This is a genomic window from Streptomyces sp. NPDC001985, from assembly GCF_040296845.1.
GTDB lineage: Bacteria > Actinomycetota > Actinomycetes > Streptomycetales > Streptomycetaceae > Streptomyces.
The window spans coordinates 98,941-121,928 of the sequence record NZ_JBEOYB010000004.1; the positions used below are offsets into that span (position 1 = coordinate 98,941).

The window sequence follows — 22,988 nt, forward strand, 5'->3', positions numbered from 1 at the left end:
CGGGCCCCGGGCCGGGCTCACATCAGCGGGGCCCCGGACCTGCGCTGCTGCTGCCAGGGGCGGCAGAGCCCCAGGAAGCACCCCACCGCCGCCAGCGCGCACACCAGCTGCACCACGGCCATCGGCACGGCCGTGTCCTCCCCCGCGATCCCGACCAGCGGCGAGGCGATCGCCCCGATCAGGAACGAGGAGGTCCCCAGCAGCGCGGAGGCGGAGCCCGCCGCGTGCGGGGTGCGGTTCAGGGCCAGCGCGTTGGTGTTGGGCATGCCCAGGCCCATGGCGGCCATCAGCACGAAGAGCCCGGCGGCGATGGGGAGGAGCCCGACCTCGCCGAAGACGCCGAGGGTCATCAGCAGCAGCGCGAGCGCGGCGAGGACGATCACCGCGAGGCCGGTGCCGAGCACCTTGTTGAGGCTGACCCGCCCCACCAGCAGCCGGCCGTTGACCTGGCCGACCAGGACGAGACCGATGGAGTTGACGCCGAAGAGCAGGCTGAAGGTCTGCGGCGACGCGCCGTAGATCTCCTGCACCACGAACGGGGAGGCGGCGATGTAGGCGAAGAGCGTGGCGAAGGCGAGCCCGCCGGTGAGCATGTACCCGGTGAAGACCCGGTCCGCGAGGAGCCCGCGCATGGTGCGCAGCGCCTGCCCGACCCCGCCGCCGTGCCGGCGCTCCGGGGGCAGGGTCTCGGGGAGCCACTTGACGACCACGACGGTGAGCAGCACCCCGACGGCGGCGAGGACGACGAAGATCCCGCGCCAGTCGGTGACCCGGAGGACCTGCGCGCCGATCACGGGCGCGATGACCGGCGCGACCCCGGAGACCAGCATCAGGGTGGAGAAGAAGCGCGCCATCGCGACGCCGTCGTAGAGATCGCGCACCACCGCGCGGGCGATGACGATGCCGGCGGCCCCGGCGAGGCCCTGGAGCAGCCGGAAGCCGATGAGGAGTTCGGCGGTGGGGGCGAAGGCGCAGATCGCGGTGGCGACCACGTACACGACCATCCCGATGAGGAGCGGTCTGCGCCGCCCCCACCGGTCGCTCATGGGTCCGACGACGAGCTGCCCGAGCGCCATTCCGGCGAGACAGGCGGTGAGGGTGAGCTGAACGGTGGCGGCGGGCGAGGAGAGGGATTCGGTGACGGCGGGGAGCGCCGGGAGGTACATGTCCATGGAGAGCGGCGGGAGGGCGGTGAGGCCGCCGAGGACGAGGGTGAAGAGGAGGCCGACGCGGCGGGGGGAGGTGAGGGGGGGTGGGGGGGTGCCTGGGGTGGGGGTGGGGGTGCCTGGGGTGGTCATTTCCAGGGCGGTGATGTGGGGGTGGGGTATGTGGCTTTCGCTGCTGTCTGGGCTGCTGCCCGGCTTCCGCATCACAACTCCGTATCGTCGAATCCCCCCCATGCTCTCAGCTCCCTCACCCACCCGGACCCGCACCGTGCGGGCACCTGCGGCACAGGGTCCGTCCTCAATCGCCGGACGGGCTGATCAAACCCGGCCCGTCCGGGGGTACCTCCCAGGGGCAGCTCTGGGGGAGATTGAGGCTCACCACTCCAGCACCGCCGGCGTTTGAGCCCGCACCCTTCAGCCTCGCCGGAGACCTGAGCAAATCCAGCCCCGCCGGAGACCTGAGCAACCCAAGCCTCGCCGGAGACCTGAGCAAACCCAGCCCCGCCGGCGATTGAGGCGCGGGGGCTCGGGGGCTGGCCCCCGACCGTGGCCCGCAGGATGCGGGGGTCCTGCGGCACAGGGTCCGTCCTCGAACGCCGGGCGGGCTGATCAACCCAACCCCGCCGGCGATTGAGGCGCGGGGGCTCGGGGTCGGCTGCCGGCCGGGGCCGCGGCGGGCGGGCAGGTGTCGGATCGGCTGGGTCAGGTGGGGTGGAGGGTGGGGGTGCCGGAGAGGGTGGTCAAGGAGGCGGCCGTCGCGAGAGGCGCCCCGGGGGTGGTGACAGCGGCCACCGTCCGGAAGTCCGCACGCGCCCGCGTCTCGGTGAGCGTCACCACCACATACCCCCGCCGCCCATTGAAGAACCGCAGATGCGGATTGGCGCGCGTCACCGCCTCATACCCGGCCGGCCGGTCCGCCCCATCCCTCCCACTGCTGATCGAGGTCGTGACGATCTCCGTCCCGAGCGTGCGGGACCCCGGATCGTCCCAGTCCGCCTTGAGGTCGTACCCGCACGCCTCGTGCACATCCCCCGTCAGCACGAGCAGATTCTCCACCCCCGCCTCCCCGGCCCCCTCCAGCAGACGCCTCCGCGCAGCCGGATACCCGTCCCACGAGTCCATGTTCAGCCGGTGCCCCGCGCCCGGCGCGTCCCGCCGCCGCGCGAAGTTCATCTGCTGCGGCACCACATTCCAGCGGGCGTGCGAGTTCCGCCACCCCTCCAGCAGCCAGCTCTCCTGCTCCGCCCCGGTCATCGTCCGCGCGGGGTCGTCGATCCCCGGCCCGGGGAGCTGCCAGCCGTCCCCGGCGAGCTGGTCCGAGCGGTACTGCCGGGTGTCGAGGAGATCGAACTGCGCGAGCCGCCCGAAGTGCAGCCGCCGGTAGAGCCGCATACCGGGCCCCCGGGGCTTCTGCGGCATCCGCAGCGGCTGGTTCTCCCAGTACGCCCGGTAGGCGGCGGCCCGCCGCAGCAGGAACTCCTCGGTGGGAACGTCCGCGTTCTCCGACCGCCCGGCGGCGTAGTTGTTCTCGGTCTCGTGGTCGTCCCAGGTGAGGGCGAAGGGGTGGGCGGCGTGCGCGGCCTGGAGATCGGGGTCGGAGCGGTAGAGCCCGTACCGCAGCCGGTAGTCCTCCAGGGTGACGGTCTCGCGGTTGAAGTGCGCCGGCAGCGGTGGCCCGGTGAGGGCGCGGGCGCCGCCGGCGGCGTCGACGGGATGCTCGTAGAGGTAGTCCCCGAGGTGGAGGACGACATCCAGCTCCTCGTCGGCGAGATGCCGGTACGCGGTGTAGTGGCCGTGGTGGTACGCCTGGCAGGAGACGGCCGCGAGCCGCAGCTCCCCGATCGGGGCCGTGCGGGCGGGTGCGGTGCGGGTCCGCCCGGCGGGGCTGATCCAGTCACCGGCGCGGAAGCGGTAGTGGTAGACGCGGTCGTTCTCCAGCCCGTCGATCTCCAGGTGGACGCTGTGGTCGACCTCGGGGTGCGCGGTGGCGGTGCCGCTGCGGGCGATACGGGTGAAGCGGGGGTCGTGGGCCAGCTCCCAGCCGACGGTGAGCCTGCCCGCGGGGAGTCCGCCGCCGGGTTCCCAGGGCCGGGGGGCGAGCCGGGTCCACAGGAGGACGGAGTCGGGTTTGGGGTCCCCGGAGGCGACGCCGAGGGTGAAGGGGTTCTCCTTGACGGTGTTCTTCGCGTCGAGCCCGGCGGTGTGGGCGGCGCCGGTGCCGGGGAGGTCGGTGGTGAAGGCGAGCGCGGCGACCGCGCCGGTGAGGAATCGCCGGCGGGCGAGGGGCCGGGCGGCGGGCCCGTCGCCGTCGACCCGCTGGGCGATCCGGCGGGCGGCGGCGCGGAGCACGGACGGATGGGCCGGCCTCACGCTCCCCCCTCCCCCGGCGAACGCGCGGGCCCCGGGGCGGCCGGCGGTGGCGGGCCGCCGCGCGGAGGCGCGGGAGCGGGCGGAGCCGCCGTCGGACGGAAGGGTCCTCTGTGTGCCCGCTGATGTGACGTCACCGACCGATGTGAACATGCTTTTTGGCACAGTATGCAAGGATTTCGACCGTGTCGACCTGTTGTTCAACAAGGCGGGTGCGTCCGGTGCGCGCGATATCCCCTTCGCGGACACCCGCGGGAGGAACGGTGGGCACGAGGAGGAGACCTGGGGGACACGGCACACCCCTTGTGGCGAATGTGCGGTTCGCGACCGTCATGGCGATGGCGATGCCGTATATCGGCCATGGATGAGGGGGGTCGGAGAGGCCGTGCGCATGGGACTCTGATGCGTATGGATCACAGCACCCTCGACCCGATCTGGGACACCGTCGACGACCTTCACACCTGGCTCAACGACCACACCACCCGCCCCCCGGAGGAGGAGTTGCTCCTCCGGGTGCTGAAACTCTCCGAGGAGGTGGGGGAGGTGGCCCGGGCGGTGATCGGGGCGACCGGCCAGAACCCCCGGAAGGGCGTCTCGCACGGCTGGGGCGATGTCGCGTCCGAGCTGTCCGATGTCATCATCACGGCCATGGTCGCCCTGCGCTCCCTGACCCCGGACGCGGCGGGTGTCTTCGCGGGCCGTCTCAGCACGGTGGCGGCGAGATCACCGGCCTGAGCCGGAGGCGGCGGGCTCAGCCGTTGGCCGTGGCGCGCTTGGCGGCGTAACGGCGGGCCTTGGTGCGGTTGCCGCAGACGCGCATGGAGCACCAGCGGCGGCTGCGGTTCTTGGAGACGTCCCAGAAGACCCAGGCGCAGGCGTGCTCGGCGCAGCGCTTGAGGCGGTCGGCGTCGCCGGTGATGAGGAGTTCGCTCCAGGCGATGGCGATGACGGCGAGCGCGTGCCGTACGGGAGTGAGGTGCGGCGCCGGTACGAGCACGGCGCCGCCGGGGCGTCCCCCGGCGAGCAGGGGGAGTTCGGCGAGGGCTCCGCCGGCGGCGGAGGCCGCTTCCGGATCGGGGGTGTCGCCCGCCCGCGCGCCCAGTTCGGCGCGGATGCCGTCGCGGAGGGAGAGCCCGAGGCGGTGGTCCCCGGGGGTGACGGACACGCCCGGATCGAGCAGCCGGTGGTGGGCGAGCCAGGCGGCGAGCCGGTCGGGCCCGGAGCACCCGCCGGGTCCGGAGTGCCCGTCAGGTCCGGAGTGCCCGTCACGTCCGGCGAGATCGTCACGTCCGGCCAGATCGTCACGTCCGGCCAGATCGTCACGTCCGGCCAGATCGTCGGTGCCCCGATCCACGTCCACGGTGTTGACGAACGCCTCGACCAGCCGGGCCGAAGCCGGCGCCTCGATCACGGTCCACCTCCTGGGGAACCCGTCCCGGCCGGCCACCCAACCTTCCAACCGCTTGACCGGTCACCGGGCAACACAACACTGCACCCTACACGCAACGGTCAGACGGCCGGCGGGGCGAAGGCCCCGGCGGCTGCGGCGAGGGCGGCGGTTCCGGCCGCGCGGGCGGGCAGCCCCGGGTCGTGGGGCGTACGGAGGATCACCAACTGGTGGTAGAGCGGCGCGGTGGCGGTGATGAGCAGCCGCCGGGCGTCGGTGCGCGGCGGGAGTTCGCCGCGCCGGACGGCCCGGGCGACGATGACCTCGCAGCGGGCGTACCGGTCCTCCCAGAGCCGCCGCTGGGCGAGGGCGGCCTTCTCGGAGCGGAAGGAGGCGGCGATCAGCGCCGCCATGACCGATGGCCGCGCGGTCATGGCGGTCTGGATCTCCTGGTTCAGCGCCGTCAGATCACCCTCCAGCGACCCGGTGTCGGCCGGCTGCCAGTCGTCGTCGCCCGCCGCGTCGAGAACGTCGGCGAGCAGACCTCCGACGTCCCCCCAGCGCCGGTAGACGGTGGCGCGGTGCACCTCGGCGCGGGCGGCGACGGCGTCCACGGTGAGCCCGTCGTATCCGTGGTCGCCCAGCTCCGCGCGGACCGCTTCGAGGACCCGGGTACGGATACGGGCGCTGCGGCCCCCGGGGCGGCGCCTGGCCGGCGGCGGGGCGGGCTGAGGGGCTTCCGGTTCCGGGGCCTCGGGTGTCGTCACGGGATGTGCCTTTGCTGTGGGGGGCTGCGCCATGACAGCATGCCCGCATCTTAAAGCAACAGACGTCGCGATAGCAGCGGCGATCGGAACAGCCCGCCCACTCCCCCGAGCCCGCCCACTCCCCCGAGAAGGAAGCCCCCCCCGTGACGCGACCCGTTCCCGCCGATCCGACCGTGGTGCACCCGATGCCCGGGCAGCCCCGGGTGGTGCTGCTGAAGCCGCTGATCACCTCGCCGCTGATCGAGGCGGGCGAGTTCTCCTACTACGACGACCCCGACGACCCGACCGCCTTCGAGACCCGGAACGTCCTCTACCACTACGGGCCGGAGAGGCTGGTCATCGGACGGTTCTGCGCCCTGGGGACAGGGGTGCGGTTCCTGATGAACGGCGCCAACCACCGTATGGACGGCCCCTCCACCTTCCCGTTCCCCATCATGGGCGGCTCCTGGTCCGAGCACTTCGACCTCATCACGGGCCTGCCCGGGCGGGGCGACACGGTGGTGGGCCACGACGTCTGGATCGGCCACGGGGCGATGGTGATGCCCGGTGTGCGCATCGGCCACGGAGCGGTCGTCGCCTCCGGCTCGGTCGTCGTCGACGACGTCCCCGACTACGGCGTCGTCGGCGGCAACCCCGCCCGCTTGATCCGCCGCCGCCACAGCGACGCCGATATCGCCCGGCTGCTGGATCTGGCCTGGTGGGACTGGCCGCTCCAGCACCTCACGGACCACATCCGCACGATCATGTCCGGCAGCGTCGACGAACTGGAGGCGGTGGCACCAACGCCCTGAGCGGGACTGACGATCAGCTGAGCGCTCGCCTCCGGACGGCCGGCGCTCCCCGCGTCCGCGGGGGTGGCCCCTGCGGGAGGGTGAAGGCCATCGTCTCTCCGCGGAACGGCCCCGCGCACACCGGCTCGACGACGAGTCGTCCCCGCCCACGCGGGGGTCCCCCCAACCCCCGGCCCGGATACGCGCCGGGTCCGCCTCCCTGTGCCCCCGCGCACGCGGAACTACCCGGCGGTGCCGGCGGGGACGGTGACCGCGTAGGCGTGCCCCCCGCCCACGCGGAACTACCCCCACCCCGCCGGAGGCGCTCCCCTTCCCCGCAGCCTTCTCAGCATCCGCGCGTCCCCGAACCCCACCCCCCTCGCCGCCGCCTCCACCGTCGCCCCGTGCCCGATCAGGTGCTCCGCCCGCTCCAGGCGCAGAGCCTGCTGGTAGCGCAGAGGCGTCAGCCCCGTCGCCCGCGCGAACACCCGCGTCAGCGTCCGCTCGCTCACCCCGGCCTCCGCCGCCAGCCCCGCCAGGGGCAGCGGCTCCGCGAAACGGGCATCGATCAGATCCTGGACGCGGTGGACCGTGTCGTCCACATGGGAGCGGTGGCGGAGCATCGCGCTCTCCTGGGGGGAGCCGCCGTTGCGGCGGGCGTACACCACCATCTCGCGTGCCGCCCGCGCCGCCACCGCCGGGCCGTGGCGGGACGCCACCAGGTGGAGCGCCAGATCGATCCCGCTGGCGATGCCCGCCGAGGTGATCACCCGGTCGTCGGATGTGAACAGCACATCCCGCACCACCACCGCCCTGGGATACCGGCGCGCCAACTCCTCCTGGACGTCGTGGTGCGTCGTGCACCGGCGCCCCGTCAGCAGCCCCGCCCTCCCCAGCGCCTCCGCCCCCGCGCACACACTCGCCACCGTCCCGCCGCTCTCGTGGTGCTCCCGGAGCACCCGGAGAGCCGTGGCGCCGATCCCGGGTCCGTCCGACAGCCTCCGCCCGCGCCAGCCCGGCACCACGATCAGGTCCTCGGGGCCCAGCGGCGGCCAGTCCGTCCCCGCCGTCAGCGGCACCCCCTGCGCGCTCGGCACCCGCGCGGCCTCGGCCACGTACGACAGCGCGTACGGACACCCGAAGTCCGCCGCCGTCGAGAAGACCTGGGCCGGGCCGGCCAGGTCCAGCAGATGCACTCCCGGCACCAGGAAGAAGACAACACGGCTCACGATCCGGTCATCATGCCCGACGCTCCGCCGCCGCCTCCAGCCCGTCCACCGTCGCGATCGTCGCGAACCGGCCCGCCAGCGCGTACTCCGTGCGCCGCACGACCTCTTCCGCCGGGAGCGTACGAGGGTCCGCCAGCAGCTCCGCCACGCTCCGGCCTGCCGGCGCGTCCCGGTGCGGGATCGGGTTCGTCGCCGTCGCGTCGACCACGAACGTCACCTCGTACCCGAGATCGCTCCCCACCCGCGCCGTCGTCTCCACGCACTGCTCGGTACGGATGCCGCACACCACCAGCTCCCGCACCCCCGCCGCCGTCAGCACCTGCTGGAGATTGGTCGTGGTGAACGCGTTGTGCGAGGTCTTGTGGAGCAGCGGCTCCCCCTCCTCCCGCTCCAGCTCCTCCATCAGCCGGACATGGCCCAGGGCCGGGTCGAACACGTCACCGCTCCCCGGCTCGGAGTGCAGCACCCACACCACCAGGTCCCCGGCCCCCCGCGCGAGCCGCACCAGCCGGTTCACCTTGTCGGCGATCTTCAGGTCCGATGTGGTCTCCCACAGCGGACGGGCACGGAAGGACTCCTGGACATCGATCACGATCAGCGCTCGGTTCATGCCCCCACCCTCCCTCCGCGACACCGGGGGCCGACAGACCCCATCGGGTCCGGCACCGGACCGATCCGGTCACGGAACGCACAAGGCGGTGGCCCCTGCCAGAAGGAGCAGGGGCCACCGCGCGGGGTGTGGCTAGAAGACGCTCAGGCCGTGGATGCCGAGCGGCCGGGTGACCGGCTCGTAGAAGGTCGTGCCGCCGACGGAGCAGTTGCCGCTGCCACCGGAGAGCAGACCGTGCGCCGTGTTCCCGCTGAAGAGCGGGCCGCCGCTGTCACCGGGCTGGGCGCAGGCGTTGGTCTGGATGGTGCCGTAGACGACCTGCCCGCCGCCGTAGTTCACGGTCGCGTTCAGCGCGGTCACGCGGCCCGTGCGGTAGCCGGTGGTGCTGCCGCTGCGCTCGATCGCCTGGCCGACGCTCGGGGTGTTGGCATTGATGATGTCCCGGTACGTACCGTTGTGGAGGTAGACCCGGCCGTCCGCGTTCGCGTTGTTCGCGTGGCGGATCACGCCGTAGTCGTACGTCGGGAACTGTCCGGCCGCCACGTTGCCCAGCGTCCCGCCACCGAACGTCCAGGTGGGCCGTCCGTTGGTGCAGTGGCCGGCGGTGAGGGCGTAGTACACGCCGCCACCGACCACGTTGAAGCCGAGGGAACAGCGGGCCCCGGCGCCGTAGATGGCCTCGCCGCCCGCGATCATGCGGGTGAACTTCCCGGCCGTGCGCTTGATCTGGAGCGTCCCGGCCTGGTCGCCCGCCGCCTGCCTGATCTTGGCTATCTCGGCGGCCGAGACCGTGCTGTCGGCCGTGACGACGACCTTGCCCGTGCCCTTGTCGGTGTACCAGGAGGTACCCCCGACATCCGCGCCGTGGACCGCGTCGCTCGCCTTGGCGAGCTGGGCCGTGGTGGCCTTTGCGCCAACACCCGTGTCCGCGATCGCCGTGGGTGCGGCGAGCGCGGACACCGTGACCAAGCTGGCCGCGACGGCGACCAGACGAGCGCGTCTGGCGATGGCTCCCTTGGGCGAGAACTTCTTGATGTTCACGAATCCTCCAGAATCCGGGGCCCGTTCGGTTCCGGGCCCACTCAATACAGAAGGCAGTCCCATGGACGGTGCGGACGGTCATGAGCCTGCCAAGCGGCGTGATATGGATCGTGGGGTCCAGGTGACTCCCCCACAAGCTCCGCTTTTGGTCGCACTACGCGCGTCCGGATCGGCGACTTGGCCAACTGGCGCGTTCGTGCTCTTGCGCGCACATTCCGGGTGGCGCCGATTCGAAGATCAGGGAAAGGGGGGCACGGGTGGGCCCGGAGGACTATTGCCGGATTCCGGCGCGCGGCGTCCGGCCCGATATTCGAACAGTCCTCGTGAAGATCCCGTGGAGTTCCCCGCCAGGGGCATATTCAGGGGTCCGGCTGCTCAGCGTGTACTTGACAGTCACCTACACCCCACCCGGCCACCGGTGGCACCATTCCGCATTCACACGGCGACCGAGGCGTACGCGCCATTCCGGTACGCCGAGGATTCAGCTTTCGCGCCCCCGCAGCCGGACTGCCTGGGGGGACGCCGTCCGGCGCGGAAAAAATCGGGCCATCACCGGGCCCAGTGGCCGGATGCTCCTGCGGAACACGTCCACCCGGCCCCCCGGACCTCGCTGGTATGAGCTGATTGTCCCTCTTCGATTACGGGGGGCTCGTGACTGGTTTACGCGTGGCGCGCCCACCGGGGCACGCTCCCCCGGGCTGATTATCTGACTGCATGTCAGCTTCAGGCCAACAAGGAAACGGGCCACCCCACCGTCCGGGAGGGACGGCCGGATGGCCCGTTCGCAGCGGCGGCGCGCTAGAGATCGCCCGCCTTGAGGGAGGTGAGGAAGCCTGTCCAGGCGGGTCCGGCGAAGACGAACGCCGGGCCGGCCTCGGCGAGCTTGGTGTCGCGGACCGCTATCGCGTCGGGCAGCCGCGCCGCCTCGACGCACTCGCCGCCCTGGTTGTTGCTGTAGGTGGAAGTGAACCACCGCGCTCCGTCGAGCTGTGCCACCTCCACGCACTGACCTCCCTGGTTGTTGCTGTAACTGGAGGTGAACCACCGTGCTCCGTCGAGCTGCGCCACCTCCACACACTGGCCGCCCTGACCGTTGCTGTACGTGGAGGTGAACCAACGCGCCTGGACCAACAGTTCGTTGATCATGTACCTAGTGCTCCTTTATGGCTTCGCGGATCAAGCTCAAGGACTCCTTCGGCCCCAGAGCATCGGCTTGTAGGTCTGTAAACACCCGTTCGTACTGATCTACGTCCGACGTGCTGCGCACCACCTGGGCATCTCCCAGATTCTCCAGATAGACGATCGGTTTCAGGGCATCCGTGTCCCGGAAGGCCAGGATCGTGAAGGCTCCGTTCATCCCCGCGTGTGCCCCACTCTTGAAGGGCACGACTTGGACTCGGACCACGGGGAGAGACGATGCGACCTCGGCGATGTGCTCCAACTGCGCCCTCATGACCGAGGACCCGCCCACCTCGCGGTGGAGTACAGATTGATTGATCACGGCCGTGAAGCGGAGAGGCAGTTCCTTACGACCCAGCACGTCCTGGCGGGCCATGCGGACGGCCACGTGCGTATCGATCTGCCCAGGATCACGGTCCTCGTGCGCCACCTGATAGATCGCTCGGATGTACTCCTCCGTCTGGAGCAGACCCGGGACGAACTCCGCCTCGTACTTGTGCATCGCGGCAGCGGTCTCCTCCAACCCCAGGTACGCCCTGAACGTCGGGCTTATGGCCGGCCGGTACTCCGCCGTCTGCCACCAGTCCTTCTTCGTCTTCGTCACCGCCGCGTACGCCGTCAGCAGTGCCCGCTTCTCCCCGTCCGCGCCGTACATGTCGCAGAGCGCGATCACGTCCGACGGCTCGACCGTGGCGTTCTCCCCGGTCTCCAGCCGTGTCAGCTTCGACGGGCTCCAGATCAGCCGCCGCACCACCTGCGTGGACTTCAGGTCGGCTGCCAGCCGCAGTTGCCGTAACTCCGTTCCCAAGTGCAGACGGCACAGAGCGGGCGTGGCCGACTCGATGTCCGTGATCATCTGCTGTCCTTCCTGCGCGCGTTACCCAGTGTGGTGGCGATGGTTCCGCCCGTGCAAGAAACGTTCTGCGCCAGAGCGGGAGCTTCTGCTCCGGCGTGAAAGACCCGCGAAATAGCAGCACTTCACGCAGAAATTTGATTTCAGAAGGCCCCTGAATCGGTCACCAGCGTAGCCGTTCTCCTGCCACCCTGGGTTCAGATTCTTCCGGATCTCAGCGATCTGCCCGCACGGCACTCCACTTTCCCGTGGAGTCCAACGAGGCAACCGGCAAAAGGATTTGGCGATGCCCTCAACTCCCCATCCCACCCGTCTCCCGGAGAGTTCGACATCCGTTCGAGCGCGCACCGGACTGGAGCCCACATCGACGCGTATTCAACGAATCGAGGTCTCGTTCCCCTCTCAGCTCACCTCGGTCCGCCGGATGCGGAATCTCACCGCTCTCCTTCTCCAGCGGAGCGAACTGATCGACCCGGACCTGGTCCACACCGTGCAGTTGCTGGTCAGCGAGATCGTCACCAACGCGATTACCCACGCGCACGCGCACTCCCACCCGCCCGGCGCCGATCTGGGGTTCGCGCTGGAATGCGATCCGCTCAGCGGGGTGCGTATCGAAGTGGACGACCACGCCACCGGCGTACCGCAGGTCAAGCACCCGGGGCCGGACGAGGAAAACGGGCGCGGGATGCAGCTGGTGGAGGCGCTCGCGGAGGCGTGGGGGCGAAAGGGCTCTTGTACGTGGTGCGTCGTGCCGACACAAGGAGTGGTGGTCTGACGGGTTCTGGAATATCGAATCGTCGGACGATCCGGCCGGACGCACGACGGGAGCAGGTGACTCATGCCTGTCGCAGACAGCGACATCGTGAAAGCACTCACGGGTTATATGCATCAGCACCCCACGGAGACGGGGGCGCTCATGCCCCTGTACGAGGCGATGCGTGACCACTCGGCGCTCGGGGTCTGTCCCCATGACGCCCAGTGCCCCCTGGTGAAGGCGGCGGCGCTGGTCGTCGACGAGGAGGAGCGGGTGCTGGCGTTCAGCCACCGGACATGGTGGGCGGTGGCGGAGGGGGCGCCGCAGGACGGGGACCAGTCGCTGGGCGAGGCGGCGCTGCGGGTGCTGGGCGAGTACGCCGGGATCAGGGGCGTATGGGCGGTGCCGGGGGCGGAGGACCCGGTGGACGTGGATGTCATCTGGGCGGCGCCGGAGGAGGGGCGGCGGCTGCGGTTCGGGTTCCGGTATCTCTTCCGGGCGGACTCGCGGGCGCTCCCGAGGGGGCTGGTGGAGAGCGGGCAGGCGCGGTGGGTGCCGATGTCGGGGATCGCGCCCCGGCTGGCGGCGCGGCTCCGGTCGCGGCTCGTGATGCCGCTGTGAGTCCGAGGGCCGAGCAGATCGCGTACATCATCTCCGTGCTCGCCCTGACGGGGGCGCTGGCCTGGGCGGTCCTCGGCAGCGGACGGTGAGACGGCGGGGCTGCGGGGCGGCGGGGCGGCGGGGTCGTGAAAAGGCGGGGCGGGTGGTGCCGGATTCCCCCGGCACCACCCGCCCCGCCCGCCGGGCCCTCGCGGAGCCCGTCACCCCGGAGCCCGGGGGCTCAGCTCTGGCGTACCGCCTCCTCCGGGCCCGGCGCCGGGTCGCCCGTCTCCTCCATGTGCAGTTCGGGCGGCTGCCGGGTGAAGAAGCGGGTGGTGATCGCGAGCAGGACCAGGCCGGCGGCCATCCACAGCAGGCCCACCACGAACGTCTCGCCGGTCAGGCTGGTCCACAGCCACACCGTGGTCGCGAAGCCGAGGCCCGGCAGCAGGCCGTTGACCAGCAGCGAGCGCGGGGTGACCGGGCCTCGGCCCCGGCCGAGCAGATAGTGCTTGATCACGCTCAGGTTCACCATCGAGAACGCCGCCAGCGCACCGAAGTTGATCATCACCACGGCCTGGTCGAGCGTGAGGACGGTGGAGAGCAGGGCCACCGCCGAGACCGTGACCAGCGCGGCCACCGGCGTACCGAACTTCGGGTGCAGCCGGCCGAAGACCCGGCGCGGCAGCAGACCGTCGCGGCCCATGGAGAAGATGATCCGGGAGACGCTGGCCTGCGAGACCATGGCGGAGCCGAAGCAGCCGAGGACGTACACGGCGGTGAACGCGCCGCTCAGCGCCGAGCCGCCGACGATCTCCATCAGCTCCGCGCCCGCCGAGTCGGGGTCGCTGAAGTTGTTGTCCGGACGGACCAGGGAGCCGACCCACGCCACCAGGATGAAGAGGCCGCCGCCGATCGCGGTGGTGAGGATGATGCCCAGCGGGATCGTCCGGCGCGGGTTGTGGGCCTCCTCCGCGAGCGTGGAGACCGCGTCGAAGCCGAGGAAGCTGAGCGCCAGGATCGCCGCGCCGCCCGCGAGCAGACCCCACTGGCCGGACTCCGGGATGAACGACTGGAACGCCTCGCCCGCCGACACCTGGGAGCGGACGCCGCCGAGCGTCACGAAGGCCACCAGCAGCAGCGCCGTCGCGCCCATGATGATCGCGGTGATCCGGCTGACGAACTTCACGCCCAGGACGTTGAAGACCAGCACCACCAGCAGGACCAGCACACTCCACACACCCTGTGGCACCCCGGGGAACTGGGCGTGGAGATAGATGCCCGCGAGGAGGAAGGAGACCATGGGGAGGAAGAGGTAGTCCAGCATCAGCGTCCAGCCGGTCAGAAAACCGATATGGCCGCCGAACACCTTCTGTGAATACTTGTACGCGGAGCCGGCCGCGGGAAAGCTGCGGACCATGCGCCCGTAACTGTGTGCGGTCAGCAGCATCACGCCCAGGGCCAGCACATACGCGGCGGGCAGATGGCCGGCCGTCTCGTCATTGACGATGCCGTAGGTCGTGAACACCGCGACGGGCGACATATAGGTGAGGCCGAACAGCACGATCGCGGGCAGCCGCAGCACTCGGTTCAGCTGGGGTGCTCTCTCAGTGTTTGTACTGGACACCGGCTTGATTCCTCTCCGCGCCCGTCGGTTCAACGGGAGTTCAATCGATTCCCGAAGAGTGGCAAAACCCGGCGGTGACCGACATACGCATCTGTACGTACGGCGGGACGGCGGGCGGAGCCGGACGGGAGCCGGGCGCAGTGGCGGCGGGCGGGGCTGGTGGGGCCTGCGGGGCGGGGGCTGGGGGCGATACGTAATCTTACGGAGTTCGCGAAACGATCCGACTCGTTAACGTGTTCCTCGATCCCGCTCCGGAGAGAGGACCACAGATGTGGCCAGCAGGCTATAAGGCGGCTTTCGCGCTGACGGTCGACTTCGACGCCGAGGAATTGTGGCTCGCCGAGGACCCCGCCAACGCCCACCGCCCCGGAGTTCTCTCCCAGGCCCGGTACGGCGCCGAGATCGCGGTTCCGCAGTTGCTGGACATGCTCGACCGCATCGGAATACCCGCGACCTTCTTCGTCTGCGGCGGCGACGCCGAGCGCTATCCCTCGATCCTGGAATCGATCGCCGAGCGGGGGCATGAAATCGGCCATCACGGCTACTCGCACCGCTCCCCGCATCTCATGGAGCGGGACGAGGAGGCGGCGGAGCTGGCGCGCGGTCTCGCCGTGCTGCGGGAGTTCACGGACCGGGTCGAGGGGTACCGGTCGCCGTCGTGGGACCTCAGCCCGCACACCCTGGGGCTGCTGGCCGAGCACGGGTTCCGCTACTCCTCCAATCTGATGGACGCGATCCTCCCGTACGCCCACGCGGGTCACGACCTGGTGGAGATACCCGTCCACTGGTCCCTGGACGACGCGCCCCACTTCTGGTTCGACGCCACGAGCTGGGACCGGACGATGCGGTCCGCGCGGGAGGTCGCCGAGCTGTGGAACGAGGAGACCTCGGCGATCCACGACACGGGCGGGCTGGTGACGCTCACCGTGCACCCGCAGCTCATCGGGCGGCCGGGGCGGCTGCTGATGCTGGAGCGGTTCCTCACCGGGGTGCGGGACGGGAACAGAAGCGGCAGCGGCAGCGGCAGCGGCAGCGGCAGCGGGGACGGAGGCGGCTCGGGGGAGGTCTGGTTCGCGACCTGCCGCGAGGTGGCGGAGGCGGCGCGGGTCTCCGGACGCACCCCGGTCTCCCCGGAGGCACGGCCGTGAAGCGGCGCACCGCCGTGGTGACCGGCGCGGCGCGCGGGATCGGGCACAGCATCGCCCGGCGGCTGCTGGACGAGGGGTGGAATGTCGTCCTCTCCGATGTGGACCCCGGGGTGACCGCCACAGCCGAGCGGCTCGACGGCTCCGCGCGGCCCGAGGGCTCCGCGCGGCCCGACGGCGACGGTGAGCGGCGCGCGGTGGGGCTGGTCGCCGATGTGGCCGTGCCCCGGGACGCGGCGCGGCTGGCGGAGACGGCGGTGAGCGCCTTCGGCGGTGTCGACGCCCTGGTGGCGAACGCCGCCGTCGGCGGGCCCGACACTCCGCTGCTCGACACCGACGACGACGCCATCCGCCGGGTGTTCGAGATCAACTTCTTCGGTGTGCTGCACTGTGTGCAGGCGGTCCGGCCCCTTCTCGCCGGCGCCCCCGGTGGCGGGCGGATCGTGGTCATCGGCTCGCTCTTCGCCCAGCGGCCCACCCCCGGCGCGGGCGCCTACAGCGCCTCCAAGGCCGCCGTCCACTCCCTGATGCGCACGCTCTCGCTGGAGCTGGCCCCGCACTGCACGGTCAACGCGGTCGCGCCCGGCTATGTGATGACCGAGATGCACCGCGAGGAGCTGGACGCCCGCGCCCGGCGCGGCGGGTACTCCTTCGAGGCGGTACGCGACCAGGTGGCCGCCGAGGTGCCGCTCGGGCGGCACGGCGTGGGCGCCGATGTCGCCGACGCCGTCCACTATCTGCTCTCGGGGGCCGGCTATGTCACCGGCCAGACCCTGAACGTCAACGGAGGAGTGCTCACCTCATGAACAACACCACCCGGCGGCGGCTGGTCGTCACCGGCGCCGGCTCCGGGATCGGGCGGGCCACCGCGGCGCTCGCGAGCGGTCTCGGCTGGTCGGTCATCGGGCTGGACCTCCACCCGTCGGAGGTCTCCCCGGACTCCGGCCACGATTCCGGCTCCGGCTCGGATTCCGGCTCCGGCTCCGGCTCCGGCTCCGGCTCGGACCCCGTTGGCGGCTTCCCGGTGCTCCGGTGCGACATCACGGACGAGGACTCCGTGCGCGGCGCCTTCGAGCGGATCGACGAGGTGTGGGACGGCCGGGCGCCGGACGCCCTGGTGCACTGCGCCGGGGTCTACCGCTTCAAGCCCGCCACCGCCACCACCGCCGCCGACTGGGACGCGGTGCTGAACCTCAACGGCCGGGGCTCGCTGCTGGTCGCCGCGGCGGCCGGGCGGCGCATGATCGACGGCGGGGAGGGGGGGAGCGTCGTCCTGCTGTCGTCGATCGCGGCGGTGCGCGGCGACGCGGGCGAACCCAGCGCCGCGTACAGCGCCAGCAAGGGGGCGGTGGTGTCGCTCGCCCGTCAACTGGCCGTCGAGTGGGGACCGCACGGCGTCCGCTGCAACGCGGTCGCGCCCGGGGTGATCGACACCCCGATGACCACCGTCTCGCACTCCCCGGACGCCCTCGGGCAGGTCCTCGCGCGCATTCCCGCGCGCCGTCTGGGCACGGCGGGCGAGGTGGCGCAGGTCTGTCTCTTCCTCGCCTCCGAGCAGTCCGCCTATGTCAGCGGGACCGTGATCGCCGTGGACGGAGGGCAGAGCGCGTCATGAGTGGCACCGGCAGGACCGAACCGCTGGTCATACGGGTGAGCGGTGGGCCGCGCGAGCGCGGGCGGCGGTACGGGGTCGCGGCCCGGGAGCGGATCGGGCTCTCCCTGGAGAACTACGCCCGTGTGTACGAGAGGTTCGCGGAGCTGCGGTGGGACGCGGCGACGGAGCTGGCCGAGACTTTCGTCCCGGCGGTCTCGCGCTTCGACGCCGGGCTTCTGGAGGAGATGGAGGGCATCGCGCTGGGCGCCGGAGTGGCCTTCGAGGACATTCTCGCGCTGAATCTGCGGACCGAGATCCTGTTCTCCGGGAAGGCCCGCAGGATCGCGGCGGAGGCGGCGAAGGCGGCCGGTTCCGGGGCCGGGGCTGGTTCCGGTTCCGGGGCCGGGGCTGGTTCCGGTTCCGGTTCCGGTTCCGCTTCCGGGCGGGGTGCGCCCGGCGAGTGCACCGCCTTCTGCGATCTGCGCGGGCCCGAGCCGGTCGTGGGGCAGAACTGGGACTGGATTCCCTTCTCGCACGGCACGGTGGTGGTGCTGGAGGCCGCGCCCGACCGGGGGCCCCGGTGGGTGTCGGTGGTGGAGGCCGGGCTGCTGGCCAAGTTCGGGATGAACGCGGCCGGGGTGACCGTACTGACCAACGCGCTGGTCACCTCGGTGGACCGGGGTGCGCCGGGGATGCCGTACCACCTGCTGCTGCGGGCGCTGCTCGCGGCCGAGTCGCCCGGGGCGGCCGAGGAGGTGCTGCGTACCGTCACGCGCTCGTCGTCGGCGAACTATCTGATCGTGGGCGGCGGGCGGGGCGTCGACATCGAGGCGCGGCCGGGCGGTGCCGGTGACCTCAGCCGGAGGGCGGTGGGGCCGGGCGAGTTCCTCGTCCACGCCAACCACTTCACCGCCGGGGAGGGCGACTTCGCCTCCTCGGGCGCCGATCACGGACCCCGGGTCATGCCGGACACCCTCTTCCGGCAGGGGCGGGCGACGGAGCTGGCGGAGCTGATGCCGCAGCCGTCGGTCGCCGGGTGGCACGAGGTGCTGAGCGACCATGTCAACTATCCGGACGCCGTGTGCTGCCACCCCGACCCGCGCGAACACGAGCTGGAGCAGGGGTCGACGGTGGCGAGCGCGGTCATCGAGCCGGAGCGGCGGCTGATGCACCTGGTGCTCGGTCACCCGTGCGCGGAGCCCCGGGTGACCCATGACTACGGGGACTTCTTCTCCGGGCTCCCCGGAGCGTGAGGGTGGGGCGCGGCTGCTACGCCACGGTCAGGATCTGCTGGTCCGCGCCCGAGAGGCGGTAGGTGAGGGTGGGCTGGGAGAGGCTGCGGTCGACCGTGTCGTACGGGAATCCGCAGACCGCCTGGCCGGGTTCGGCGAAGAGGTAGGTGCCGTTGACCCCCCGGTAGGCGGAGTCCCGCAGATAGGCGCCGACCGCCTGCGGCCGGTGCGAGCCGGTGACGGCGAACGCCGCGTGCAGCATCCGTATCTGGTCGTAGGCGGCGCTGGCCTGGCTGCGGCCCGGGGCGGTGCCGAAGGTGCGGGCGTACGCCTCCGAGAAGCGGCGGCCGAGCGGGTCGTCGGGACGGCCGGTGACGGTGGACCAGACGACGCGGGCGCCGGAGTGCTCGATCCCGCGCGCGAAGCCCGGGACCGACGGGGTGTAGATGTGGTAGGTCAACTGGTGCGGGCTGTGGGCGGTGATCGCGTTCTGGAGGGCGGCGGCGGTCTCCACGGAGAGGTGGGAGACCACGACGATGTCCGGGCGGTCCGCGAGGACCCCGGCGATCAGCTCGTCCACGGCGTCGACGGTCAGGCCCACGCGGTGGGTGGAGGCGACCGTCCAGCCGATCTCCCTGGTCCGGGCCTCGAAGGTGTCATCGGTGACCGCGCAGCCGTAGCCGTCGAGTTCGATCACGGCCAGGCGGGGGGTGTGGTCGTCGGAGGCCCGTGAGCCCTTGAGGAAGGCGAGCAGCGCGGACTGGTAGGCGGTCTCGGTGGGACAGGTCTGGAAGACATGGCCCAGCCGGCGCGGGTCCTCGCGGACGGCGTCGACGCTGCGGGTCCAGGTGTTGGTGTGGAGGAAGGTCCGGCCGAAGTCGGCGGCGAAGTCGAAGACTCCGGGGCTCAGCGCGCTGGCGTAGCTGCTGGTGACAGCGTCGACATCGGCGTCGACGAGCGCGGCCAGACCCTCCCGTACGGATGTCTCGTCCAGCGGGTCGATGCCGACGACGACATGCTCGACCGAGCGGCCGTCGTCGTGGAGCAGGGCGTTGATGTCACGGACGGCGAGGGCGGCGCCCTGGGCGGTCTCCCGGCCGTCGGCGGCGAAGGCCCCGGCGACGGCGATGGTGCCGATCCGGACGGTGTCCCGGCCGGCGGCCCGGACCCGGCGGGGGGTGGGGGCGGCCGTCGGGGGCTCGGCTCCCTGGGCGTGGCGCTCGATGTCGAGGACCCGGATGCCGGGGTGGTGGTCGACCCCGCCGGGGACGGGCAGCCGGATCAGGTCGCGGTCGACGGCGAGGGCGCTCAGACCGGCCCGGGAGTCCTGGTCCAGCTTTCTGAGCAGGCGTTCGACCTGGGTGGTGACGGTGCGGATGCTGGTGCCGAGGCGGCTGGATATCTCACGGTTCGAGAGGCCCATCGCGACGAGCGAGATGATGTCGATCTCGCGGGCGGTGAGGCCGGAGGGCGGGCCGGGGAGCGGGCGCAGGGTGAGGGTGACGGCGGGGCCGGGACCGGGTGCGGGACCGGGACCGGGTCCGGCGCGCGTTTCGAGGGTGCACCAGGCCCAGTGGCCGTCTTCGCACCACAGGAAGCGGGCGGAGGCGAGCCGGGCGGCGTGGAAACCGGCGACGCGGCGGAGGAGAGGGGTGCTGAGGGGGGTGGCGGCGGGGTGGCCGGGGTCGGGGTCGCCGGGGGTGAGGGGGATGTCCCAGGAGAGCGCGGGGGTGGTGGGCGGTCCGGCGGTGGGCGTGCTGCCGCTACCGCTGTCGCTGTCGCTGTTGTGAGGCTGAGGCTCAGGTGTCCGCAAGGCGACTCCTCCATTCGTCTCGACGGGACGGCTCACCGTGACCCGCCCGCGCGACGGAACCCCCGCTCAGCACGATAGACCGAAGGGGCCACATGGGGGAATACCCGCCATGGCCTGAAATCGACGGACAGGGGCGGGTCCCGCCCCGGGAGCCCCCGCCGGCCCTCGGAACGGCCCAGCCACGGCCCGACCACTGCCCAGCCACGGCCCGGCATCGCCTCAGCGGCCGAAGCGGCGGCCCCGGTTCGAGTACGAGCGCATGGCGCGGAGGAAGTCCAGGAGCCGGAAATCGGGCCAGTAGCACTCGCAGAAATGAATCTCCGCGTACACGGACTGCCACAGCATGAACCCGGAGAGTCGCTGCTCCCCGCTGGTGCGGATGATCAGATCGACGGGTGGCTGCCCGGCCGTGTAGATGTGCCGGGAAATGAGATCCACATCGAAATTCATCGCGAGATCGTCAAGGCTCTGCCCGGAATCGAGATACTCCTCGATGGCGGATTTGACCGCATCGGCGACTTCCCGCTGACCGCCGTATCCCACGGCCACATTCACCTGGACACCGCCCGTGCGGTCGGCGGTGCGGGCGGAATTCTCCTTCAGCCGGGCGGCCAGATCGGCGGGGAGGAGATCGAGTGCGCCGATGGCCTTGATCGGCCAGGGGTGACCGTCGGCGGCCAGCGCGGTGACCGTGTCGTCGATGATGGTGACCAGGGCGGAGACCTCGTCCTCGGGGCGGTTGAGGTTGTCGTCCGAGAGGAGGAAGAGGGTGACGCTCTCGATTCCGACGGCATCACACCACTTCAGCAGCGTGGGAATCTTCGCGCCGCCCACCCGGTGACCGTCGCTCGGGTTGTCGAGCCCGATCGACTTCGCCCAGCGGCGGTTGCCGTCGACCATGACACCGATATGCCGGGGGACTTGGCCCTTCTGGACCTTCGCCATGAGCCTCTTGGCGTACACCGCTTCGAGTGCGGCCCTCAGAGCGTCTCGCATCATATGTCCCTCGCAGTGTCGTGCCGCACTCTTCTGAAATGACCCGGGAAATGATTTCGGCCTATTCGTGCGACGGTCCTGCTCGACCTGCAAGAATTTACTTCAACGGGGGACGCTGAAAACTTGACAGCCGTCGATTCGATCCGGAAGCCCGGCTCCGCCGGCGCGCTCATGGGGCGCCGGCCGATCTCTTCCCAAGTGACAAACTCGCCCTCGACCATATCATCAAACATGATCACCCCGATCACTGCACTTGGACATTTAACAACAACTACGCCAAGTGGCCGTCGGATGGAGTGAAATTCAGTCAATTTCGCCCAAATGGCGGACCTCGGGGGTGGGTGCCGATCATTCCCGAATGGGGGAGTGCGGGCCCGCCGCCACCGGGGCGCGGGCGCCTGCGGGGCACAGCTCCGGCCGCCGGCCGCTCGGCGGCCGCGGCGAGGGCGGTCCGCCGGCGGAGGTCACGGTGCGCCGCGTCGGCCGCGACGCCGACCGGGTGGGACGGGCGCGTACATCCCTCACCGGCCCCGGGGGCTGATGTCACGCGCGTGCCGCGCCCCCCGACATGGAGGGGGCGCGGCACGCGAGAGTCGTTTCCCCTCACACCGGAGGGCGCTCGGGTCAGGGAGTCGCGCTCCCCGCGCACATGCGTCCGCCCGCTCCTATGGTGATGTCATTGTCGGAAGCACCGGGCGGCAGGGTGCGGACCGGGGCACCGAGGGAGTGAATCCTCACCGGCACCGAAAGATTGTTCACTATCGACCGGGTCGAGCCGGAAGCGGCCGGGGCGGCACAGAAGTTCGTTCCGGCAATGACCTGGACGCTACCGGTGAAATTGACACCGGTGTACAGACAGAGCCTGGACGAAGCACAGTTCTGGGCGGTGGCTGTCACCGAGGCCGTCGTGGCCGGGGCGGCCACGGCGGGAGCCGCCGTGGCCAGTAAGCCGGCTCCGGCGATGGCGAGCGCCGAGAAGACCGCGGCGGATTCCCTCTTCACCTTCATGTTCTCCCTCTCCGAGCGAGTGCTGTCGTTGTCGATGGTCGGTGGTCGGTGGGTCGGTGGTCGATGCCGATGTGTTCGCACTGTTCCGAACGGATGGCCCCTGCCGGGACGCCCCCGCCTCCCGGGAGCGCGGCCGGAGGTCAGGGCGTCGCGCTGCCCATGCACACCCGGTCGAGGTTCCCTCCCCCGCGCGGCACCACGATGTCGCTGCTGAAGCCGCCGGACGGCAGGCCCTTGATGATCCAGTTGTCCATCAGGCCGTTCCACTCATAGATCTTGGCGTCAACCGAAAGACCATTGGAATAGGATCTGACCTCACTGAATCCCGGAGTGCTGATGGGACGGAAACAGGCATTGGTACTCGCACTCGTTATTTTTGTGCCGCTGAAGTTGACACCGTCCCACACGCAGAGCCGATTCGGCGCACAATCCCCCGCCGCCGCAGCGGACGGAGCCGTGACGAGCATTCCCGCTCCAGCGACGGCAAGCACCGAAAGAACGGCAGCAGACCTCTTCATCCAGTTCACTGTGTTTTCCCCTTCTCGAATACCGATGAGGCCGCTGCCTCGCGTATCCAGGGCCTCGACAGGCCATGGATGCCCATCCGGTTCACCCGCCACACACATAAATGTCCCGGGCGGCACCGAGCCGTATTCCTTATCGGCCGAGGAGCAGGAGGGTTCCTCAGAGGAAAGTCACGCAAAATGCTTGCACATAGTGTGAAATCAGGTACCGGAATGAGCCGCCCCTGAGGGCGCCCGGGCGGGGATATCACCGGATTTCCGATGCCTTCATCACCCGGGGATCGCCGTGTGCGACACGAAAGGCCTCCGGAACGGCCGTGGGCCGT

General features: G+C 70.9%; 22 protein-coding genes. 8 read left to right on the forward strand and 14 right to left on the reverse strand.

What is annotated here, in order from left to right:
• Window positions 1–17: 17 nt before the first annotated feature.
• A complete protein-coding gene (locus tag ABT122_RS02790; protein WP_351544266.1) occupies window positions 18–1,298 on the reverse strand; it encodes a Bcr/CflA family multidrug efflux MFS transporter in 1,281 nt (426 codons plus the stop codon).
• 570 nt (window positions 1,299–1,868) lie between these two features.
• Window positions 1,869–3,536, reverse strand: a complete 1,668-nt coding sequence (locus ABT122_RS02795) for an alkaline phosphatase D family protein (protein WP_451068004.1) — start codon at window positions 3,534–3,536, stop codon at window positions 1,869–1,871.
• 405 nt (window positions 3,537–3,941) lie between these two features.
• Between ABT122_RS02795 and ABT122_RS02800 the strand changes: the two genes are divergently transcribed.
• Window positions 3,942–4,268 (forward strand): MazG-like family protein, encoded by a 327-nt coding sequence (locus ABT122_RS02800; protein WP_351544271.1) that lies wholly within the window; start codon window positions 3,942–3,944, stop codon window positions 4,266–4,268.
• Between the two features lie 16 nt (window positions 4,269–4,284).
• On the opposite strand, the gene ABT122_RS02805 is transcribed toward ABT122_RS02800, so the two are convergent.
• Window positions 4,285–4,944: a CGNR zinc finger domain-containing protein gene (locus ABT122_RS02805; protein ID WP_351544273.1), complete on the reverse strand. Its 660-nt coding sequence runs from the start codon at window positions 4,942–4,944 to the stop codon at window positions 4,285–4,287.
• A gap of 98 nt (window positions 4,945–5,042) precedes the next feature.
• Window positions 5,043–5,687, reverse strand: coding sequence for a TetR/AcrR family transcriptional regulator (locus ABT122_RS02810; RefSeq protein ID WP_351544275.1), 645 nt, complete (start codon window positions 5,685–5,687; stop codon window positions 5,043–5,045).
• Window positions 5,688–5,872: 185 nt separating this feature from the next.
• Here ABT122_RS02810 and ABT122_RS02815 point away from each other — a divergent pair, with 185 nt between their 5' ends.
• A complete protein-coding gene (locus ABT122_RS02815; RefSeq protein WP_351544441.1) occupies window positions 5,873–6,478 on the forward strand; it encodes a CatB-related O-acetyltransferase in 606 nt (201 codons plus the stop codon).
• Window positions 6,479–6,759: 281 nt separating this feature from the next.
• Here the strand turns inward: ABT122_RS02815 and ABT122_RS02820 are convergent, their stop codons facing one another.
• From ABT122_RS02820 to ABT122_RS02840, 5 genes are all read right to left on the reverse strand, one after another.
• Window positions 6,760–7,686, reverse strand: coding sequence for a GlxA family transcriptional regulator (locus ABT122_RS02820; protein WP_351544277.1), 927 nt, complete (start codon window positions 7,684–7,686; stop codon window positions 6,760–6,762).
• A 10-nt stretch (window positions 7,687–7,696) separates the two neighbouring features.
• Window positions 7,697–8,296 carry an isochorismatase family protein gene (locus ABT122_RS02825; RefSeq protein WP_351544279.1) on the reverse strand — a complete coding sequence of 200 codons (600 nt, stop codon included), beginning with the start codon at window positions 8,294–8,296 and terminating at the stop codon, window positions 7,697–7,699.
• Between the two features lie 132 nt (window positions 8,297–8,428).
• Complete coding sequence (locus ABT122_RS02830; protein ID WP_351544281.1) at window positions 8,429–9,337, reverse strand: S1 family peptidase; 909 nt, start codon at window positions 9,335–9,337, stop codon at window positions 8,429–8,431.
• 798 nt (window positions 9,338–10,135) lie between these two features.
• Window positions 10,136–10,483, reverse strand: coding sequence for a DUF397 domain-containing protein (locus tag ABT122_RS02835; RefSeq protein WP_351544282.1), 348 nt, complete (start codon window positions 10,481–10,483; stop codon window positions 10,136–10,138).
• Window positions 10,484–10,487: 4 nt separating this feature from the next.
• On the reverse strand, window positions 10,488–11,372 hold the full coding sequence (locus ABT122_RS02840; RefSeq protein ID WP_351544285.1) for a helix-turn-helix domain-containing protein: 885 nt from the start codon (window positions 11,370–11,372) through the stop codon (window positions 10,488–10,490).
• A 283-nt stretch (window positions 11,373–11,655) separates the two neighbouring features.
• On the opposite strand from ABT122_RS02840, the gene ABT122_RS02845 reads away from it, so the two are divergent.
• Together ABT122_RS02845 and ABT122_RS02850 are read left to right on the forward strand one after the other, a co-directional pair.
• Window positions 11,656–12,144 carry an ATP-binding protein gene (locus ABT122_RS02845; protein ID WP_351544288.1) on the forward strand — a complete coding sequence of 163 codons (489 nt, stop codon included), beginning with the start codon at window positions 11,656–11,658 and terminating at the stop codon, window positions 12,142–12,144.
• Window positions 12,145–12,207: 63 nt separating this feature from the next.
• Window positions 12,208–12,744, forward strand: coding sequence for an NUDIX hydrolase (locus tag ABT122_RS02850; protein WP_351544291.1), 537 nt, complete (start codon window positions 12,208–12,210; stop codon window positions 12,742–12,744).
• Between the two features lie 220 nt (window positions 12,745–12,964).
• Here the strand turns inward: ABT122_RS02850 and ABT122_RS02855 are convergent, their stop codons facing one another.
• Window positions 12,965–14,350 carry an APC family permease gene (locus ABT122_RS02855; RefSeq protein WP_351544294.1) on the reverse strand — a complete coding sequence of 462 codons (1,386 nt, stop codon included), beginning with the start codon at window positions 14,348–14,350 and terminating at the stop codon, window positions 12,965–12,967.
• Between the two features lie 269 nt (window positions 14,351–14,619).
• Here ABT122_RS02855 and ABT122_RS02860 point away from each other — a divergent pair, with 269 nt between their 5' ends.
• The 4 genes from ABT122_RS02860 to ABT122_RS02875 are packed head-to-tail and all read left to right on the forward strand — an operon-like array spanning window position 14,620 to window position 18,342.
• Window positions 14,620–15,498, forward strand: coding sequence for a polysaccharide deacetylase family protein (locus ABT122_RS02860; RefSeq protein ID WP_351544297.1), 879 nt, complete (start codon window positions 14,620–14,622; stop codon window positions 15,496–15,498).
• Window positions 15,495–16,301, forward strand: coding sequence for an SDR family NAD(P)-dependent oxidoreductase (locus ABT122_RS02865; RefSeq protein ID WP_351544300.1), 807 nt, complete (start codon window positions 15,495–15,497; stop codon window positions 16,299–16,301). Before ABT122_RS02860 ends, ABT122_RS02865 begins: the two co-directional genes overlap by 4 nt.
• Window positions 16,298–17,110 (forward strand): SDR family NAD(P)-dependent oxidoreductase, encoded by an 813-nt coding sequence (locus ABT122_RS02870; RefSeq protein ID WP_351544303.1) that lies wholly within the window; start codon window positions 16,298–16,300, stop codon window positions 17,108–17,110. The genes ABT122_RS02865 and ABT122_RS02870 overlap by 4 nt, the downstream gene beginning before the upstream one ends.
• Window positions 17,107–18,342 carry a C45 family autoproteolytic acyltransferase/hydrolase gene (locus ABT122_RS02875; protein ID WP_351544306.1) on the forward strand — a complete coding sequence of 412 codons (1,236 nt, stop codon included), beginning with the start codon at window positions 17,107–17,109 and terminating at the stop codon, window positions 18,340–18,342. Before ABT122_RS02870 ends, ABT122_RS02875 begins: the two co-directional genes overlap by 4 nt.
• Window positions 18,343–18,358: 16 nt before the next feature.
• Here the strand turns inward: ABT122_RS02875 and ABT122_RS02880 are convergent, their stop codons facing one another.
• The 4 genes from ABT122_RS02880 to ABT122_RS02895 all read right to left on the reverse strand — a co-directional run bounded on the left by ABT122_RS02880 (window position 18,359) and on the right by ABT122_RS02895 (window position 22,758).
• Complete coding sequence (locus tag ABT122_RS02880; RefSeq protein WP_351544309.1) at window positions 18,359–20,134, reverse strand: ABC transporter substrate-binding protein; 1,776 nt, start codon at window positions 20,132–20,134, stop codon at window positions 18,359–18,361.
• A 219-nt stretch (window positions 20,135–20,353) separates the two neighbouring features.
• The gene (locus ABT122_RS02885) at window positions 20,354–21,130 is read right to left on the reverse strand and encodes an isoprenyl transferase (RefSeq protein ID WP_351544312.1); all 777 of its coding nucleotides are present in this window, start codon (window positions 21,128–21,130) and stop codon (window positions 20,354–20,356) included.
• A gap of 624 nt (window positions 21,131–21,754) precedes the next feature.
• Window positions 21,755–22,138 (reverse strand): peptidase inhibitor family I36 protein, encoded by a 384-nt coding sequence (locus tag ABT122_RS02890; protein WP_351544315.1) that lies wholly within the window; start codon window positions 22,136–22,138, stop codon window positions 21,755–21,757.
• A 140-nt stretch (window positions 22,139–22,278) separates the two neighbouring features.
• Window positions 22,279–22,758, reverse strand: coding sequence for a peptidase inhibitor family I36 protein (locus ABT122_RS02895; RefSeq protein ID WP_351544318.1), 480 nt, complete (start codon window positions 22,756–22,758; stop codon window positions 22,279–22,281).
• Between the last annotated feature and the right edge of the window lie 230 nt (window positions 22,759–22,988).